The sequence below is a fragment of the Bacillus sp. L75 genome (assembly GCF_003676355.1).
GTDB lineage: Bacteria > Bacillota > Bacilli > Bacillales > Bacillaceae > Bacillus > Bacillus velezensis.
This window is the reverse complement of sequence record NZ_ML064907.1, coordinates 1-17,769: the sequence shown is the minus strand read 5'-3', so window position 1 is coordinate 17,769 and position 17,769 is coordinate 1. Positions and strand designations below refer to the sequence as shown.

The following is a 17,769-nucleotide window of genomic DNA, read 5'->3' as shown; positions in this document are numbered from 1 at the left end:
GATTCTCCCCCTCTTTATTCGTTAGACAAACATCTTTTGTAGGAAAGCTTTTTTCGTTTCTTTTAAGGCGTCTAATCCTCGTTGGTGAAGGGCGATGGTGTCGTCTAGTCGTTTGAAGAAGTTGCCCATTTTGGTTTGTTCTTCAAATGTTGGGAACAAACTTTCGAACCTTAAAAGGTTTGTTGCGCTAATTCCAAATACCTTCATTCCTGTTCCAGCCTTATAACCATACTTCCTAAAAGTTTGGGAGTTAATCAAATAGTAAAGAAACAAAGAATCTATTTGCTTCGGTCTCAAAGCTATCGTATGAAGTCCAGAAACTAATTTGTATGGCACATCTATAGTAATTACTGCAGGTGCGGCTATTCCTTGGTAATCTTCTGAAGCATCAGCTAATACTAAATCTCCTTTTTTCAGAAGTTCATAGTTTCCAGCTTTAATATTTGGCAAATCGCTAAACTCATCTATTATATCGGCAACTTTTGTATGGATGTCACCATAATGTATATATTTGTATCCTGTATATTCAGTCGTCTCGACATCACGAGATAAAGAATATGATTTTACTCTATCCACAATTGAATCTAACTTGTGCTCTTCCCACTCTCCATCAAACCCCGGAAACCGAATCTCCGGCACAGACTCCCCTTCTTTTGGAAACATCTTTTGCAAGAATCCCTGTTTTGTTTGTTTGAGGGTGGTTAGTTCTTGCTGATGAAGAGCGATCGTGTCGTCTAGTTGTTTAAAAAAGTCTCCGATTTTAGTTTGTTCTTCGATCGAAGGGATCGGAATAGGCATTTCACGAAATAAAGAATCTTTGATAGCAAATCTGTCTGATCGTGCACCGGAGTCTCCATTCAATTTCATAAATATATGCCAACTATTGGATGAGAAATATTTTTCTAAATATATTTTATCAACGCCATGTGTACGGAATACATAATAAAGAGGCGACATTACGCCAGTTCTTCCTAACTTATTTCGCTTAATTGGACCTACTGGAGCGAGATTGGAAATCCTCGGATTGTAAACAAAATCATCTGGCCGAACAACATAATAACCATCTAAATTCTTTTCGTTTGAAATATCCTTATCAAAAAAATCACGTTGATTTATGATTCCAAACTCAGCTGAATTAGTCAGAGTTTCAGAATAGATATTATTTTTATTCTTCTCAGTTACTTTTTCTGAAATCTCGCCCAACTTACGCTTTTCCCAATCCCCACTATATCCTGAAAATCGAATCTCTGGTGTTCGTTTATTTCCCACGATTAAACACCTCTAACGCACCCTTGATCCATTCAGCATTTTCTTCATCATATTGTAGCGAAGAAATCATGTCATATAGGCTAGACTCTAATTCCGCTTTTTCTTTTCGAATATCTTTGATAGATGCACCAATCGCAGCCATATCCACAGGTTCTTCTTCTTCAAAGGTATCTACGTATCGAGGAATGTTCAAATTAAAATCATTCTCTTTGATTTCATCGAAAGTTGCAACGTGAGCATATTTCTCAACGTCTTCTCGCTTCTTATATGTTTCTACAATCTTATCAATGTTTTCATTGGAAAGTTTATTTTGGTTCTTTCCTTTTATAAACTCTTTACTTGCATCAATAAATAACACATCACGAGTGCTGCGATTTTTCTTCAAGATGATGACTGTTGTTGGAATCGATGTGCCAAAGAATAAGTTACCTGGCATACCAATCACGGCATCAATACTGCCATCTTCCAATAATTTTTTGCGTATTACACCCTCTGCCGCTCCACGGAACAGGACCCCATGCGGTAAGACGATGGCCATTGTGCCCGAATCTTTCAAATGGTAGAACCCATGTAAAAGAAAAGCAAAATCGGCTTTTGATTTTGGCGCTAACTTGCCGTAACGATTGAAACGTGAATCATCTAAAAATGTAGCATCCGCAGACCATTTGGCAGAGTACGGCGGATTCATCAGAACAGAATCAAACGTATATGGCTCATCTGTCGGCCAATCTTTGTTCAATGTATCTCCATTGCGTAATCGCATATCTTCTTTATTCACACCATGCAAGATCAAGTTCATTTTCGCTAGGTTAAACGTCGTTGTGTTTAGCTCTTGCCCGTGGTATTTTATACTTTCTGGATGATGAATATAGTTTCGAATATTTAACATTAAAGAACCAGAACCCATCGTTGGGTCGAATACGCTAAATAATTTTTTGTCTTCTTGACCGATTGCGGCAATACGCGCCATCATGTCAGATACTTGATGAGGTGTGTAAAATTCCCCTGCTTTCTTACCAGCTTCAGAGGCAAATTGACCAATTAAGTACTCATAGGCATCCCCAATGACATCTCCGTCATGACCGATTACATTGACATCATTTAGTTTCTTCAATACTTCAGTAATCGTAATGTTTCGCTGTTGATCATCTGATCCCAGTTTTTTTGATATCAAATCCACATCATCAAACAGACCGTTGAATTGGTCATACTTCGTGGACAACTCGATAAATGCTTTATTCAAGTCATTAAGCTGAAATGTATTTTGTTTCGCTTGATTGGCTAATACATTGAATAAATGCTTTGGTGCAATATCATAACCTAATGTATCGACTAACGTCTCGATCAAATCATTTTTGATCTCTTCATCCGCTAATAAATTCCGGTACAACTGCGTTTGTTTTTCTTGAGTGTTGTATTCTTCTAGCGATTCATCTGCGATTTCAACGACTTTTTCTAATAACTTATCAGACAAGTATTTGTAAAAGATCAATCCCAATAAGTAGTTTTTGTATTCTGATGCATCCATTTTGCTTCGCAAGTTGTCTGCGGCACTAAATAATTTTGAGTGTAATTCAGCCATAGTTGTGTTCCTCACTTTTTCTATTGTTGGTCTAATCTCTTCAATGCCTCTAAATAAAGTTGCTCTTCAAGTTCCGCTTGTTTCTTCGCCAAAGCTTGACGCTTTCTCAAACAGAAATAAGCATTTCCAATCATCCGTTGTTTCTCAATACTTGGTAATTCAATCTCCAATTCTTTTAATATCGCTGGAGTTAATTTTGGTACAGTACTTCCTTGCATGGAAATAGCCATTTGCTTTTTCATTGTGTGCGACTCATTTAATGCATAACATAAATATCGACTATCCAAATCATTGTGTTCAATCATGAGTTTCGCAAAATTTTGGTTTATGACCTTTCCCTGATGTAAGTTACTCACGATCCCAGCCTTGGAACTAACAAAGCTGAAAACAACATCTCCGGCACTGCTCAAATAGCTTTCTTTATGATTTGATTGTTCAGCACCAGATCTAACTTGTGAGTCTAGAAACGAGCCATCTAAATCATTTATTAAATCCTCATATGTATAAGCAACTAATGTCGGATCATTTTTCTCATGTCCTCTAGAAAGATTTCTCCCTATTTTAACCGTCACAATCTCTTCAAGTCGCATATCCCGCCCTCTTCAAAAAGTAATTCTTTAAAATTACTGATTTTCATCACCATTGAATCTTATCACTTCAAAAATACTCCGTCAACATCTTTTATGTACTTTTTAAGAATTACACCACCAAATGTAAGCAAACAGGGTATAGAAATTTTCTCGACTCTGAGATCCTAATAAAAGATGGATCCTTTTCATTAATAGCGCTTCTTCAATTTTCGCTTTTTCTTAGATTCATCAAAGCCGTCAGCTTTACATCCAACTGGAACCGTCTAACGACATTGCCAGTCTCCCAAAAAGTGATTCATACAGGTAAAATGGCACAGATCAAATTGATCATTTCACACTTTTGTATCACATTTCGTCTGTTTCTTCATTTTCCCATGGTAAAATCTTGTTGATCTATTTAAATGAAAGGATATGAATATGAAAGTATTTGAAGCCAAAACACTGCTTTCAGAAGCAGATAAACGTGCAAAAGAATACAAAGAATTAAGAAGCCAGATGGTCAATCTTAAAAAAGCCTTCAAAGCCGTAGCTGATTTAGATGACAGTGAGTTTTCCGGAAAAGGCGCTGACAACATCAAAGCATTTTATCATGATCACGCTGGTGTGGCTGACAATTGGATTGATCTAATTGATATGAAGATTGCTTTTTTAACAAGCCTTTCAGGCGCTTTAGAGGACGCCAGCTTGTCTGACGCATACATAGAAGAATCCTTCCTGGAACACGAACTGGCTAACGCCTACACCAAGTCAAAATCCATTATGTCTGAACAAAAGAAAGCAATGAAAGATATCCTGCTTGATATCAATGATATTCTTCCGCTTGATTTGTTCTCGACAGAAGACTTCAAAGACGAACTTGCAGATGCAGAGGACAAACGTAAAAAAACAGTCGATAAATTAGGAAGCGTGGACGAAGCACTTGTTACTGAATATGCCCAGTCAGAGCCAATCGAGCAATTCATCAAGAAAGACTTCCAAAAGCTTGAGGAATCTACAGGCAAGGGCAAGAATGCTACACCCATTCACTACAATGCCAATGCTTATCGAGAAAGTAACATACATAAGAAGAAAGGCGATATCGAGAAACAGACTGAAGCTTATCTGAAGATCAAGAAAGATGAAGCAAAAGAACGAGAAATCAAAGAATTGAAGAAGAAACTGGCTGACGGAGTGACGGACCCGGATGAATACTTAGAAATTGCCAAGAAGGTCGGGTATGAGAGTCTTACCCCTGAACAGCTTCAGTATGTGGTACAGCTTGAACAAGCAAAACAGCTGAAGGCTGTCGGTGAAAGTGTGATCAACGCAGGTAAAACGGCATTGGATATCATCGATGGGGTTAATGATGGGCTTAACGATGCGATTGATGATACGATATATGGCATCAAGGACTTGGTTGTGGGCGCATGGGAATTTTCACAACTCCCTATTGAACTAAAACTTACAAAAACGATTACAACAGTCTTAAGTGTCCCCTCCTACCCTAAAGTAATTTGGAAAAACATCGTCGATTCATGGAATGATAAAATGATAAATGGCGATGCATACACAAGAGCACATTATATCAGTTATGCGGTCGGTAATATCGTTGGTCCAAAAGGTGCAGGTGCCGCAGTGCAAACCACTGCCAAGCTTTCTAAAGTAGGTAAAGTGGTTGAGAGCGGAACAGCTGCTGCTCATGTGAATAAAGGAATTACAAAAGGCAACAATTTCTTTAATCCCTTTTTTAAAAACAGATATGAACCTGCACTTGTAGGAATTGCACAAGATATCGAGAATACTCACAATGTTAAAAACACACCATTGTTAAAAAGTATAATTGAAGAAGAAAAAAATAATGCTTTTTCCAAAATAAATGTTACTTTTAGGCAAGGATATGATACCCATTTAGTTGAAGTAGAAGATATAGTCAGAAAGAAAAATAAAGGTATTGTCGGCGGTCATAACCTACAGAATTTTGAGAAGGCATTTATTGAGAAGGGTTGGGATTTAGAGAGTTGTATAATTTCAAAAAGGGAACACCCCACAATTGATGGTATCTATGAAATTGAATATGGATTACCTGCATTAGATAGAGAGGGAAATATCAAACCTGGAGAACTAAAAAAAGTTCGTACTCCAAAGACAGTTTATGATCCCGAGAAGATTTCAAACGAACAAATGTTGCAGTGGGGAGAAGAAGCAATGAAAAATGGAGAAGTAGTCGGGAGAAAAGTAACTGGATACGCTAAAAATGGTCTTAAGTTTGAAGGTTATATTGATGAAGCAACTGGAGAAATAACAAATTTTTTCCCAACTTTAAATGATTAAATAATTCGGAGTGAAAATGAAATGGATAATAAAAGTAAAGATTTAATTAACTACTTTTTTCAGGTGATGGGTGATGAACGTTTTTTACGAATTTTAGAGAAATTTTCCAACGGGGAAGGTTATGGTATAGAGAATGTCTGGTGTGTATTTGCTGATGACTACGAAGAGTGGGAAGATGATTACTTTGGAGATGAAGGTATTGCTTTTTATTTCGACTACCCAGCAGTCAAAGAAGATGAAGAAGTAATTTTAGATTACGAAAATTTCTATAAATATTTAAATAAAATTGTTGATCAATATCTAGAACGACACCCAGAAAATAAACCAGACGTAGAAGAATACATGCAAAAAATTATAGACAAATATAATATTAAGCTATAGGAAAAGCTGTTAATATTTCATTGATGAACATGCTATGTTTTTTGTTTTGAATTTGAAGCTTTAATCGATTACATAATTTAATCGAAAGCCCGCAAGACAGAAAAAAAGAAGCTTCTCACAAGTTCAGTGAACTCATGAGAAGCCTCAAAAAATTTATAAATGGCATCAAGAGGGCATTAAAAATGACATCCGTTGCCGACAACCCTTGTAAACCAAGGGTTTTTTGTCGGTTTACATCATTCCGCCCATACCGCCCATGCCGCCCATGTCAGGCATTCCTGCGCCGCCGGCGTTTTCTTCCGGTTTGTCAGCGACAACGGCTTCAGTTGTCAGGAGCATTGCTGCTACAGAAGCTGCGTTTTGCAGAGCAGAACGCGTCACTTTTGTCGGGTCAACGATACCTTTTTCGATCATGTTTACCCATTCGCCAGTTGCAGCGTTGAAGCCTACGCCGATTTTTTCGTTTTTCAGGCGCTCAACGATGACAGATCCTTCAAGACCTGCATTGTGCGCGATTTGACGGATCGGCTCTTCAAGCGCGCGAAGCACGATGTTGATACCTGTTTGCGCATCGCCTTCAGCTTCCACTGCAGCGACTTTGTTGTATACGTTGACTAGCGCTGTACCACCGCCGGATACGATGCCTTCTTCAACAGCTGCGCGAGTTGAGTTGAGTGCGTCTTCGATGCGAAGTTTACGCTCTTTCAGCTCAGTTTCAGTCGCAGCGCCGACTTTGATGACAGCTACGCCGCCGGCAAGTTTCGCAAGACGCTCTTGTAATTTTTCTCTGTCGAATTCAGAAGTTGTTTCTTCCACTTGAGCGCGGATTTGGTTGACGCGTGCAGCGATTTTTTCAGTGTCGCCGGCGCCTTCTACGATTGTTGTGTTTTCTTTCGTTACCACAACTTTAGAAGCGCGTCCCAATTGTCCGATTTCAGTAGATTTCAGGTCAAGGCCTAAGTCTTCTGTGATTACTTCTCCGCCTGTAAGAACAGAGATGTCTTCAAGCATTGCTTTACGGCGGTCACCGAAGCCAGGAGCTTTAACGGCAACAGCGTTGAATGTGCCGCGAAGTTTGTTGACAACGAGTGTAGCAAGAGCTTCACCTTCAACATCTTCAGCGATCAGAAGCAATGGTTTGCCTTGCTGTACAACTTGCTCAAGCACAGGAAGGATTTCTTGAATGTTTGTGATTTTTTTGTCTGTGATTAAGATGTAAGGATTGTCAAGAACCGCTTCCATCTTATCAGAGTCAGTCACCATGTAAGGTGACGCATATCCGCGGTCGAATTGCATACCTTCAACAACTTCAAGCTCAGTTGTGAATCCTTTAGACTCTTCGATTGTGATAACGCCGTCGTTTCCTACGCGCTCCATTGCTTCAGCGATAAGGCTTCCGACTTCCTCATCAGCAGCAGAGATCGCAGCAACCTGAGCGATAGACTCTTTGCCTTCGATCGGCTTAGAAATTTCTTTTAAGTTTTCGATTGCTACAGTCACGGCTTGTTCCATACCTTTACGCACACCGACAGGGTTAGCCCCCGCAGTTACGTTTTTAAGGCCTTCGCGGATCATAGCCTGCGCAAGTACAGTCGCAGTCGTCGTACCGTCACCGGCAACGTCGTTTGTTTTGCTGGCTACTTCAGCTACAAGCTTCGCACCCATGTTTTCAAACGCATCTTCAAGTTCAATTTCTTTTGCGATTGTCACACCGTCATTTGTAATTAACGGAGAACCGAATTTTTTCTCCAGAACCACGTTGCGTCCTTTTGGCCCTAAAGTTACTTTTACAGCGTCAGCAAGCGCATCGACACCGCGAAGCATAGCGCGGCGTGCTTCTTCACTAAACTTAATATCTTTTGCCATGTTAACGAAACCTCCTCGAATTTTTAAAAATATTTATTTGCTTAGCCGATTACAGCTAAAATGTCGCTTTCACGTAAGATTAAGTATTCAGTACCTTCGTATTTCACTTCAGTACCGGCGTATTTTGAGAAGATAATGCGGTCGCCCTCTTTTACTTCTAAAGCAACGCGCTCTCCGCTTTCCAACACGCGACCTGAACCGGCTGCCACGATTTTGCCTTCTTGCGGCTTTTCTTTTGCAGAATCCGGTAATACGATTCCGCTGGCAGTTTTTTCTTCAGATTCTACGAGTTCAATGACAACGCGATCACCTAATGGCTTTAACAATGTAATAACCTCCTCAATAGTATGAATATGTAATTTTAGCACTCAGCTCTAAAGAGTGCTAACACAGTTATTATAATAAAGAATCTCACTTCCAATTTCAAGTCATAAGAATAAAAAATTTTCACGCTTACATGATTCTCTCTCACACTGATTTTCTCCTTTTTTCACGTCAAGTTCACTTGTGTTACAATAAGAACAAATAAGTTGATTTTATAGGATAAAGGAGTACATATCATTTGAGAAAACAGTATTGGTATATCATTTTGACATATGTTATCATGCAGCTTTCCGCATTGATCGGCATTCCTTTAATGTACAAATTCGGCTATGCGGGCGGACACCCTACGAATGCGAACCTCACCATGGCTCAGGGGATTTATTCCGTCGTAAGCTTTTTTATCTGCCTGATTATCGTTCTCTTGATTTTGAGAACCGCGCCGAAGCAGACATTAAGAAACGGGAAGAAAGCATCCGCCGGCATGTCCGTTCTCTGGGCGGTCGCGGGAATATGGCTCGCTTTATTTTCTCAGGGAATCGCCGGGATGATTGAGCAGTATGTCTTTCATGTGGGCAGCGGTTCCGAAAACACGAAAGCCATTCTCAGCATTATTAAAGCCATGCCGCTCATGATTATCGTTTCTTCTATCGTCGGGCCGATTCTTGAAGAAATCATTTTCCGGAAGATCATTTTCGGTGTATTATATGAAAAAACGAATTTCTTTATCGCCGGACTAGTCAGTTCCGTCATTTTCGGCATTGTGCATCAAGACCTCACGCACCTGCTGCTGTATACGGCCATGGGCTTTACCTTTGCGTTCTTGTATGTGCAGACGAAACGGATTATTGTGCCGATATTCGCCCATGTCATGATGAATACCATTGTCGTGGTCATGCAGCTCGGCCCCGCCCAAAAATATATTGAACAGCATAGTGAGCAAATGCAATTAATTATTGGAGGATTGTTTGTATGAGGAACCCAATGACTTGGGGCTTGATTTATTTCGCAGTCGGCTGTATCTTTACGTATTTGGCCGCAAGCTCTCCGGGAAGCATGTGGTCTTTTTATTCCATACTGCTGATGGTTTTCGCCGCTTATAATATCAGCATCTCGTTTAAAATGTTCGCTTTCTCATTTAAAGTGAAAAAAAATCAAAAATAAAAGAAAAGCCATTTCTCATCATTGAGAAATGGCTTTTTTTATGCTGATACGTCCTGATCGGATTCGCTGCTGCCGTTCTGCCTTTTCCGATACGCCGCTTTTGAGATAAGAATGCTGATCTCATATAAAATGCAAAGCGGAATGGTAATCATCAAGTGAGACAGCAGCTCAGGCGGCGCAATCATCGCGGCGATCACAAGCAGCACAAAATACGCGTACTTCCTGATCTTCGATAAAAACATCGGCGTGATAACACCGAGTCTCGTTAAAAACATGATCAGCACCGGCATCTGAAACAGCAGCCCAAACGGAATCGTCAGCTGCAGCAGAAAATGAAAGTACTCGGTGATCCCGATCACCTGGTTGACATCCAGGTCATTCGAAACCCGCTTCATAAAATCAACGACCAGCGGAAATAAAATATAATAAGAAAACGACACACCGCCGACAAACAGCACGATCGAAATCGGAATATAGCTGAGTGTTACTTTGCGCTCCTTCTCATACAGACCCGGGCTGACAAACGCCCAAATCTGATAGAGAATAATCGGCGAAGTCAAAATGATGCCGATGATAAACGCGAACTGCAAAAAGATAAACAGCGGATCCGTCAGGTTAAAAGCATTAAGGGTGAGCTCTTTTACTTCATCGGCTTTTTGAAGATACACAATGATAGGTTTTGCCAGAAAAAAGCCGGCAATAAAGAAAACCGTAAAGGATAACGCCACAATCAGCAATCGTTTCCGAAGTTCGGCAATATGCTCCACAAGCGTCATTTGATTCACTCTCATACGCGTCATCCTATCTTACTGTTCTTCTTTCTTTTTTTCCTCTTCTTCACCGGCTAATCCCTTAGTAGCGTTCTTAAATTCACGAAGCGTGTCCCCCGCCGCTTTTCCTAATTCGGGAAGCTTCTTCGGACCGAAAATAATCACCGCTACCACACCGATAACCGCCAGGCTTCCAGGACCGATCATGTGCAGCTCCTCCTTTCGCTATTCAATTTCTTCCAAAACAGAATAATGCTTCAAGAAATAAACCAATGATTGAAGCTCTACAGCTAAATCTATATGATGAATTCGAATGTGATCCGGCACATTCAAACGGGCCGGCGTAAAGTTAAGGATTCCCTTGATTCCGAGCGACACGAGCCGGTCGGTGATTGACTGGGCGGCAACCGCAGGAACGGTAAGAATCGCCACGGGTTCATCCTTAATGTGAAGCTCTAAATCATTAAGATCAAAGACAGGCACACCGCCTACCTCAGTTCCTATTTTACTCTGATTCACATCAAAAGCCATAGATATTTTTGTGTTATTATTTTTTGTGAAATTATAGTGAAGAAACGCCGTCCCTAAATTCCCGACACCGATCAAAATGACGTTCGTCGTTTCATCCTGATCCAGTGTTTTTCTGAAAAATGACAGCAGGTAATCCACATTATAGCCGTATCCTTTTTTGCCGAGCGCCCCGAAATAGGAAAAATCCCGGCGGATCGTGGCCGAATCGACTTTTACCGCGTCGCTCAGTTCAGCGGATGAAACGCGCTGTTTTCCTGACGCGTGTAAATTCTTTAAAAAGCGATAATAAAGCGGCAGCCGTTTTGCCGTCGCCTGTGGAATTTTTGATTGATCCTTGTTCATGATTGGTCCTCCACTTTATACTCAGATGCATCTCTTTTAAAATCACCGTTTTTGCCTCCTGTCTTTTCCATGAGGCAGGTCGGGCCGATGACCATTCCTTTATCCAGCGCCTTGCACATGTCATAAACGGTCAAAGCGCAGACTGAAGCGGAAGTTAGCGCTTCCATTTCCACACCTGTACTCCCTTTCGTTTTTACGCTTGCCTGTATATGAAGAACGGCTTCGGAATCCTTTTCCTCCCAGCCGAATGAAATGTCGACGCTGCTTAAAGAAAGCGGGTGGCACATCGGGATAATCGCTGACGTCTGCTTTGCGGCCATAATTCCTGCCACCTGTGCGACAGCCAGCACGTCTCCTTTTCCGATCTCGCGGTTTTTGATTCTGCTGTACACGTCATGCTTCATGTGTACGCTGGATATCGCAGCGGCAGTACGGACTGTTGAAGATTTATCGCTTATATCCACCATGCGGGCACGGCCTTCTTCATTAAAATGAGAAAATCCATTCATATTTAAACTCTCCTTACTTCTGATCATACACTATTTTCTCCCTGATGTCTTATCCTATAATGTTCCAATTCTGATGTATTGTTTGCTGACAGCAGATTGATAAGCTACACTTAACTTATTATAACAGAGGTGAAATAATATGATGATCTTACAAATTAATCAGCTATCCAAATCTTTTGGCGCTGATCCTATTTTAAACAATATAAAGCTTGAAGTCAGATCTCGGGATCGCATCGCCATAGTAGGCAGAAACGGAGCCGGCAAATCAACTCTCCTTAAAATTATCGCAGGTCACCTTTCATATGAAAAGGGTGAATTAATCAAACCGAAAGAATTAACGATGGGATATCTCGCCCAGCACACAGGCTTGGAATCCCAGCTTACCATAAAAGAAGAACTGCTGAGTGTTTTTGATTTCCTGAAAGCAATGGAAAAAGAAATGCGCTCTATTGAAGAAAAGATGGCCACGGCCGCCCCCGCGGAGCTTGAGACGCTGATGAAAACCTATGACAGGCTTCAGCAGGATTTCAAGGATAAAGGCGGCTATCAATATGAAGCGGACGTCCGATCTATCCTTCACGGACTCGGCTTCGGAAAATTTGACGATTCCGTGAAAGTGCAAAGCCTGAGCGGCGGTCAGAAAACAAGGCTTGCGCTCGGAAAACTGCTGCTGACCCAGCCTGATCTGCTTATTCTGGATGAACCGACGAACCATCTCGACATCGATACGCTTACATGGCTTGAGCATTATTTACAGGGATATTCAGGCGCAATCCTGATCGTTTCCCACGACAGATACTTTCTTGATAAAGTCGTCAGCCAAGTGTACGAGGTCTCACGGACAGAAAGCAAAAAATACCTCGGCAACTACAGCGCCTATTTAGAGCAAAAAGCCGAGCAGTATGAGAAAGACCTGAAGCTGTACGAAAAACAGCAGGACGAAATCGCCAAGCTTCAAGATTTTGTCGACCGCAATCTGGCCAGAGCTTCTACAACGAAAAGAGCCCAAAGCAGAAGAAAACAGCTTGAACGGATGGACGTCATGGCAAAGCCGCTCGGGGATGAAAAATCAGCCGCCTTCCGTTTTGACATTACAAAACAGAGCGGAAACGACGTCCTGCGCGTACAGGATGTTTCCATCAGCTATGACGGCCAGCCGCCGCTCTTGAAAAACCTGACCTTCGGCATTACAAGAGGCGAAAGCGCCGCCCTCGTCGGACCGAACGGAATCGGCAAATCAACCTTGCTGAAAACCATTATGAACACGATCAGCCCGGAATCCGGGTCGATCACGTACGGTTCCAATGTCACAATCGGCTATTACGATCAGGAGCAGGCTGAACTGACCTCGTCCAAACGCGTGCTGGACGAGCTGTGGGATGAATATCCGGACATGCCGGAAAAAGAGATCAGAACATGCCTCGGCAACTTCCTGTTCAGCGGAGACGATGTCCTGAAACCGGTCCGCTCGTTAAGCGGCGGGGAGAAAGCAAGAGTCGCGCTTGCCAAGCTGATGCTGCAAAAAGCAAACTTTCTCATCCTTGATGAACCGACAAACCACCTTGACCTGGACAGTAAAGAGGTGCTGGAAAACGCCCTGATCGACTACCCGGGAACACTGTTATTTGTATCGCATGACCGCTACTTTATTAACAGGATCGCCACAAGGGTGCTGGAGCTGTCTCCGGATCATGCAGAAGAATATTTGGGTGACTATGACTATTACACCGAGAAAAAAGCCCAGCAGCTGGAACTGGAAGAAATGAAGCGGCAGGAAAAGGAGCAGGCTCAGCCTGCCGGCAAGGTTAAACAGGATACGAAAAGAACTTACGAGGAAGAAAAAGAATGGAAGAAGAAAGAACGGCAGCGCCTGAGACGCATTGAAGAAATTGAAGCAGCCGTCTCATCCGCCGAAGAGAAAATCAGCGCCAATGAGGAGCTGCTGTGCGATCCTGACGTGTATCAGGATCATGAAAAGGTACAGACCATTCACGCGGAGAATGAAGCTCTGAATCAAGAGCTCGAAAACTTATTAGCAGAATGGGAGGAACTCTCCTCAGAAGAATAGAAAAAGTCAAGCACCTCTTTAAGGGGTGCTTTTTTATCCACAGCTATCCTCCTTGTCAGCCATGTAAGTAAGCGTGTTATACACACTATCCACAAAATTTTCTGACTTTATCCACTTTACTAACAACTTACAGCCCCTTATCCAGCCTGGATTTCTGGATATATTCACAATCCTGTGGATATGTTAGAATTATCTGTTAATAAGTAAAAAAAAAGCCTCACGTTTTACAACGTGAGACGATCAAAAGATGTTAATTCCAAACCGGGCTGTCCGTTCATATCGTATGAACCCCGAATCCCCTTTTCAAAAGCAACGGTTCCGGCAGCCGCAATCATCGCTGCATTGTCCGTGCATAAAGAAAGCGGCGGGATGATAAGCTCGGGATCTCCCGAATGGCTGAATTCCTGCTGCAGTGCGGCTCTCAGCCCTTTGTTAGCGGCTACGCCCCCTGCCAGCAGCACTTGTTTAACCCCGTATTCTTTCGCGGCCTTAGAGGTTTTTGCCGTCAGTACATCAATGACACTCTGCTGAAAGCTTGCGGCAAGATCCTCCGGAGGAATCACCTCATTTTTTTGCGAGGCGTTATGAAGCGTGTTAATCACGGCTGACTTCAGGCCGCTGAAGCTGAAATTGTAAGACCCTTCTTCCAGCCACGCACGCGGAAGCGGAATGGAATCCGTTCCCACAGCAGCCAGCTTATCAATCTGCGGCCCTCCCGGATAAGGAAGCCCCATCGTTCTTGCCACTTTATCGTAAGCTTCGCCTGCGGCATCATCCAGCGTTTCACCGATAACCTCGAATGAACCGTGCTCTTTCATATAAACCAATTCCGTATGTCCGCCTGACACAACCAAAGCAAGCGCCGGGAATTGAAGCTCTCCTATCAGCCTGTTTGCATAAATATGGCCCGCGATGTGATGGACGCCGACTAGCGGTATTTGATGGGCAAAGCTTAACGCCTTTGCCGCATTGACTCCGATTAACAGGGCTCCGACAAGTCCGGGTCCTTCCGTTACGGCAATCGCATCAAGGTCATCAAAGCCCATCTCCGCTTTTAAAAGAGCTTCCTCAATCACAAGGGTAATCTGCTCCACATGATGTCTGGACGCTATTTCAGGCACGACCCCGCCGAAACGTTTATGGCTTTCAATTTGAGAAGCGACAACGTTTGAAATAATTTCATTCCCGTTTTTTACGACCGAGGCCGCTGTTTCATCACAGCTTGTTTCGATTCCTAATACATAAATATCTTGTTTTTCACTCATGTAATGTCACCCACATTAATAACGCATCTTCTCCGTTATCTGTATAGTATTGTTTTCTGATTCCTCCGGCCTGAAGACCGAATTTTTTATATAAGGATTGGGCGGGATGATTTGAGACCCTGACTTCGAGAGAGAGCCTTCTTGCCTTTTTTTCTCTGCACAATTCTATCGCAGAGCGAAACAGCGCTTCTCCCAATGATTGGCCCCGATATTCCGGCTTAATGGCTATGTTCGTAATCTGCGCGTCATCTATAATAATCCAGATTCCGCAATACCCCGCCAGACAGCCGTCCTTTTCAATGACAAGGTAGTGGGCATACGGATTTTCCAAAAGCTCATGATAAAATGAATCCTTCGTCCACGGAGAAGTAAAGGATGCTGTTTCAATTTCATAAATTTGATCAATATCTTCCGGACGCATGCTTCGAATCGCCGTTTTCGTTTTCATCCCTATCACCCTATTTTTGAGATTCCATCCATTTCGCTTCAGCCTCTGCCAGACGCAAATAATCCGGAACAAGGCTGTGGACATCCGCTTCCTCTTTTTCCAAGCCTAAAAACGCCAGCTCTGACGGCCGCGGATTATGCTGTGCAGCCGTTCCAATCACTGCTTGAGATGTCAATTCATGCAGAATGGTTTCTTCATGAATGGCTGTATCGTGTCCTAAAAATAAAACCGGAGACGCTTTTTCTTTCAGCATGCCGAGCCAATCAGTCAAAAGGACATTCTGATCAGGAAGAACGGATTGTAATCGGCCGTCCTGATATTCATAAAGTCCCGTATATACCTGTCCGCGCCGGGCATCAAATAACGGGCAGATCAGTCCTTGAAAGTGCCGTCCGTTAGCCGCCAGCACCTCCAGGCTCGAGACAGCGGAAACCGGAAGCTTCAGCGACCATGCCAATGTTTTTGCCAGCGTCACACCGATTCTGACACCTGTGTACGATCCCGGTCCTTTCGCCACCGCTATTTTCGTAAGGTCCTGCGGTGTTAGGCCGCAATCCTTCAGCAATGAATTGACAGCAGGCATGGCCCGCACGGAATGATTCTTTTTTAAATATGTAATATACTCCGCCATCACCGTTTTGTCACGAACGAGCGCGGCACCCAACGTGTAATTTGACGTATCAATTGCCAGTATTGTCATGTTTATTTATCTCCTCACAAAGCGTTTCATACCGTGTTCCGCAAGCCGTAAAGGTAATGTCCCTTGCCTCATCACCGGCTCTTGTGATGACGATCTGCAGCCGTTCAGCAGGCAGCTGATCCTGAATTAAATGAGCCCATTCAATTAAACAGACGCCTTGTCCCTCAAAATATTCTTCAAGCCCTAAGTCTTCGCTTTCATCCTCCATACGATACACATCCATATGATATAGAGGAAGCGAACCGTCATGGTATTCTTTTATAATTGTAAAAGTCGGGCTGTTTACCACTTTCGTGATTCCCAGTCCTTCGGCAAAACCCTTTGTAAAAGTCGTTTTTCCCGCGCCTAAGTCGCCTTCCAGTGTCAAAATGTCTCCCGGCTTTGCCAAAGAAGCGGCAAGCTTGGCTACGGCTTTCGTTTCTTCGGGGTTTTTCGTTCTCCATTGTAATGTCTTCAAAGTGAGTCACCCGTCTTATTTAAAATGATTGTATCCTTTTTTCTCAAGGACGATTTGTCTCTGATCATTGGCTGTCAAAAGAACACATGCTTCCTTCCGTTCAGTTACCGCTCCTATCTTCGCAATGGGAATGCCCGATTGAGTGCAGTAATCAAGCAGAGAGGTCCACTCTTGCTGAGAAACCGTTCCAACCAATTCAAAATCTTCACCGCCGAATAACACCCATTTCTTCCACTCAGAATCTGCCTCAGGCAAATCCGGATGCACCGGCAGAAGTTGTTCTTTAATTTCTATCGTAACTGAACTTGCCGCAGCTATTTCATGCAGCTCACTAGCCAATCCGTCACTGATATCATTCAGAGCCGCGCGCTGAAGCTGAGAGCAGAAGCGGCCGACCTGAACTCTCGGAACGGGCCGTTTATGTTTTTGGATAAAATAATCAGTCGTATGAAAAGCAGAAGGGAGTGTTTCTCCCAATAAAAGAGACAGTCCTGCTGCGGACGAACCGATATCCCCCGTAACAAACACAACATCTCCGGGTCTTGCCGAGCTTCGCAGACAAGCGCAATCCTTCTCAACTTCTCCGATGACAGTAACGGTAATTACGGCTTGACCGGAAGCGGAGACGGTATCTCCCCCGATCAAATCCATTTGATATAGTTTCGCCAGTTCCGCCATTCCTTCATACATTGCCTGGACGTCCGCTTTCTGCCAGCAAGAAGGAACCGCTAGAGACACCAAATAAAACTTCGGAATGCCTCCCATCGCCGCCACGTCACTAATGTTAACAGCAAGCGCCTTATAACCGATATCATGAGGAGAGGAATACTCTAATTTAAAATGGACATTCTCCACCATTGTATCAAGGCAGACAATTTGCTGCATATGGGGTGATGCTGTATAAACCGCACCATCATCACCGATCCCTACATCGACGGAAGGATGATAATGCGAATGCGGCGTAATACTGTGAATCAAATCAAACTCATCCATATATCTCCCGTCTCCCTTTCTGACGCTCTTGTGAAATACAGCTCTTTCTAGTGTATCGGATTATGTTTCAATATCCAAGACTTTAACGATATAAAAGAAAGCTTGGTTAGATACCAAGCTGCCAGCATTTAAAAGAAAACACAAAAAAAACGAAAACATGATCGTTTCGTTTACAATAAAAATGGCGGTCCGGACGGGACTCG

19 protein-coding genes are annotated in these 17,769 nt (G+C 42.8%); 5 read left to right on the top strand and 14 right to left on the bottom strand.

Annotated elements, in window-relative coordinates:
* Positions 1–21 precede the first annotated feature (21 nt).
* From D5S11_RS12790 to D5S11_RS12780, 3 genes are read right to left on the bottom strand one after another with little or no spacing between them, the layout of a single operon-like run.
* Positions 22–1,269 carry a restriction endonuclease subunit S gene (locus D5S11_RS12790; RefSeq protein WP_108725141.1) on the bottom strand — a complete coding sequence of 416 codons (1,248 nt, stop codon included), beginning with the start codon at positions 1,267–1,269 and terminating at the stop codon, positions 22–24.
* Complete coding sequence (locus D5S11_RS12785) at positions 1,259–2,851, bottom strand: type I restriction-modification system subunit M (protein WP_108725142.1); 1,593 nt, start codon at positions 2,849–2,851, stop codon at positions 1,259–1,261. Before D5S11_RS12785 ends, D5S11_RS12790 begins: the two co-directional genes overlap by 11 nt.
* Before the next feature lie 20 nt (positions 2,852–2,871).
* Positions 2,872–3,441 carry a restriction endonuclease subunit S gene (locus D5S11_RS12780; protein ID WP_108725143.1) on the bottom strand — a complete coding sequence of 190 codons (570 nt, stop codon included), beginning with the start codon at positions 3,439–3,441 and terminating at the stop codon, positions 2,872–2,874.
* Positions 3,442–3,858: 417 nt separating this feature from the next.
* On the opposite strand from D5S11_RS12780, the gene D5S11_RS12775 reads away from it, so the two are divergent.
* Positions 3,859–5,751 carry a T7SS effector LXG polymorphic toxin gene (locus tag D5S11_RS12775; protein ID WP_108725144.1) on the top strand — a complete coding sequence of 631 codons (1,893 nt, stop codon included), beginning with the start codon at positions 3,859–3,861 and terminating at the stop codon, positions 5,749–5,751.
* Positions 5,752–5,772: 21 nt separating this feature from the next.
* Positions 5,773–6,132 (top strand): ribonuclease toxin immunity protein CdiI, encoded by a 360-nt coding sequence (gene cdiI, locus D5S11_RS12770; RefSeq protein ID WP_020955422.1) that lies wholly within the window; start codon positions 5,773–5,775, stop codon positions 6,130–6,132.
* A 231-nt stretch (positions 6,133–6,363) separates the two neighbouring features.
* Here the strand turns inward: cdiI and groL are convergent, their stop codons facing one another.
* Positions 6,364–7,998, bottom strand: a complete 1,635-nt coding sequence (gene groL, locus D5S11_RS12765) for a chaperonin GroEL (protein WP_003155941.1) — start codon at positions 7,996–7,998, stop codon at positions 6,364–6,366.
* Positions 7,999–8,039: 41 nt separating this feature from the next.
* The gene (groES, locus tag D5S11_RS12760; protein ID WP_003155970.1) at positions 8,040–8,324 is read right to left on the bottom strand and encodes a co-chaperone GroES; all 285 of its coding nucleotides are present in this window, start codon (positions 8,322–8,324) and stop codon (positions 8,040–8,042) included.
* Positions 8,325–8,560: 236 nt separating this feature from the next.
* Here groES and D5S11_RS12755 point away from each other — a divergent pair, with 236 nt between their 5' ends.
* A complete protein-coding gene (locus tag D5S11_RS12755) occupies positions 8,561–9,295 on the top strand; it encodes a CPBP family intramembrane glutamic endopeptidase (protein ID WP_032867628.1) in 735 nt (244 codons plus the stop codon).
* Positions 9,292–9,483: a YdiK family protein gene (locus D5S11_RS12750; protein ID WP_003155975.1), complete on the top strand. Its 192-nt coding sequence runs from the start codon at positions 9,292–9,294 to the stop codon at positions 9,481–9,483. The genes D5S11_RS12755 and D5S11_RS12750 overlap by 4 nt, the downstream gene beginning before the upstream one ends.
* 38 nt (positions 9,484–9,521) lie before the next feature.
* Here the strand turns inward: D5S11_RS12750 and tatC are convergent, their stop codons facing one another.
* The 4 genes from tatC to moaC are packed head-to-tail and all read right to left on the bottom strand — an operon-like array spanning position 9,522 to position 11,635.
* Positions 9,522–10,283 (bottom strand): twin-arginine translocase subunit TatC, encoded by a 762-nt coding sequence (tatC, locus tag D5S11_RS12745; protein WP_108725145.1) that lies wholly within the window; start codon positions 10,281–10,283, stop codon positions 9,522–9,524.
* 6 nt (positions 10,284–10,289) lie between these two features.
* Positions 10,290–10,460: a twin-arginine translocase TatA/TatE family subunit gene (locus D5S11_RS12740; protein WP_003155981.1), complete on the bottom strand. Its 171-nt coding sequence runs from the start codon at positions 10,458–10,460 to the stop codon at positions 10,290–10,292.
* 18 nt (positions 10,461–10,478) lie between these two features.
* Positions 10,479–11,126: a redox-sensing transcriptional repressor Rex gene (locus D5S11_RS12735; RefSeq protein ID WP_003155984.1), complete on the bottom strand. Its 648-nt coding sequence runs from the start codon at positions 11,124–11,126 to the stop codon at positions 10,479–10,481.
* Positions 11,123–11,635 (bottom strand): cyclic pyranopterin monophosphate synthase MoaC, encoded by a 513-nt coding sequence (moaC, locus tag D5S11_RS12730; RefSeq protein ID WP_003155986.1) that lies wholly within the window; start codon positions 11,633–11,635, stop codon positions 11,123–11,125. Before moaC ends, D5S11_RS12735 begins: the two co-directional genes overlap by 4 nt.
* A gap of 139 nt (positions 11,636–11,774) precedes the next feature.
* Between moaC and D5S11_RS12725 the strand changes: the two genes are divergently transcribed.
* A complete protein-coding gene (locus tag D5S11_RS12725) occupies positions 11,775–13,703 on the top strand; it encodes an ABC-F family ATP-binding cassette domain-containing protein (RefSeq protein WP_020953910.1) in 1,929 nt (642 codons plus the stop codon).
* Between the two features lie 224 nt (positions 13,704–13,927).
* On the opposite strand, the gene tsaD is transcribed toward D5S11_RS12725, so the two are convergent.
* Genes tsaD through thiL form a run of 5 tightly spaced genes read right to left on the bottom strand, consistent with a single transcriptional unit; the run spans position 13,928 to position 17,566 of the window.
* Complete coding sequence (gene tsaD, locus D5S11_RS12720) at positions 13,928–14,968, bottom strand: tRNA (adenosine(37)-N6)-threonylcarbamoyltransferase complex transferase subunit TsaD (protein ID WP_047935387.1); 1,041 nt, start codon at positions 14,966–14,968, stop codon at positions 13,928–13,930.
* Positions 14,961–15,416, bottom strand: a complete 456-nt coding sequence (gene rimI, locus D5S11_RS12715; RefSeq protein ID WP_003155993.1) for a ribosomal protein S18-alanine N-acetyltransferase — start codon at positions 15,414–15,416, stop codon at positions 14,961–14,963. The genes tsaD and rimI overlap by 8 nt, the downstream gene beginning before the upstream one ends.
* Before the next feature lie 10 nt (positions 15,417–15,426).
* A complete protein-coding gene (gene tsaB, locus D5S11_RS12710; protein WP_007408854.1) occupies positions 15,427–16,116 on the bottom strand; it encodes a tRNA (adenosine(37)-N6)-threonylcarbamoyltransferase complex dimerization subunit type 1 TsaB in 690 nt (229 codons plus the stop codon).
* Entirely contained in the window at positions 16,097–16,573 is a 477-nt protein-coding gene (gene tsaE, locus D5S11_RS12705) for a tRNA (adenosine(37)-N6)-threonylcarbamoyltransferase complex ATPase subunit type 1 TsaE (protein ID WP_025284346.1), read from the bottom strand. The genes tsaB and tsaE overlap by 20 nt, the downstream gene beginning before the upstream one ends.
* A 15-nt stretch (positions 16,574–16,588) precedes the next feature.
* Positions 16,589–17,566, bottom strand: coding sequence for a thiamine-phosphate kinase (gene thiL, locus D5S11_RS12700; RefSeq protein ID WP_098081094.1), 978 nt, complete (start codon positions 17,564–17,566; stop codon positions 16,589–16,591).
* Positions 17,567–17,769 lie beyond the last annotated feature (203 nt).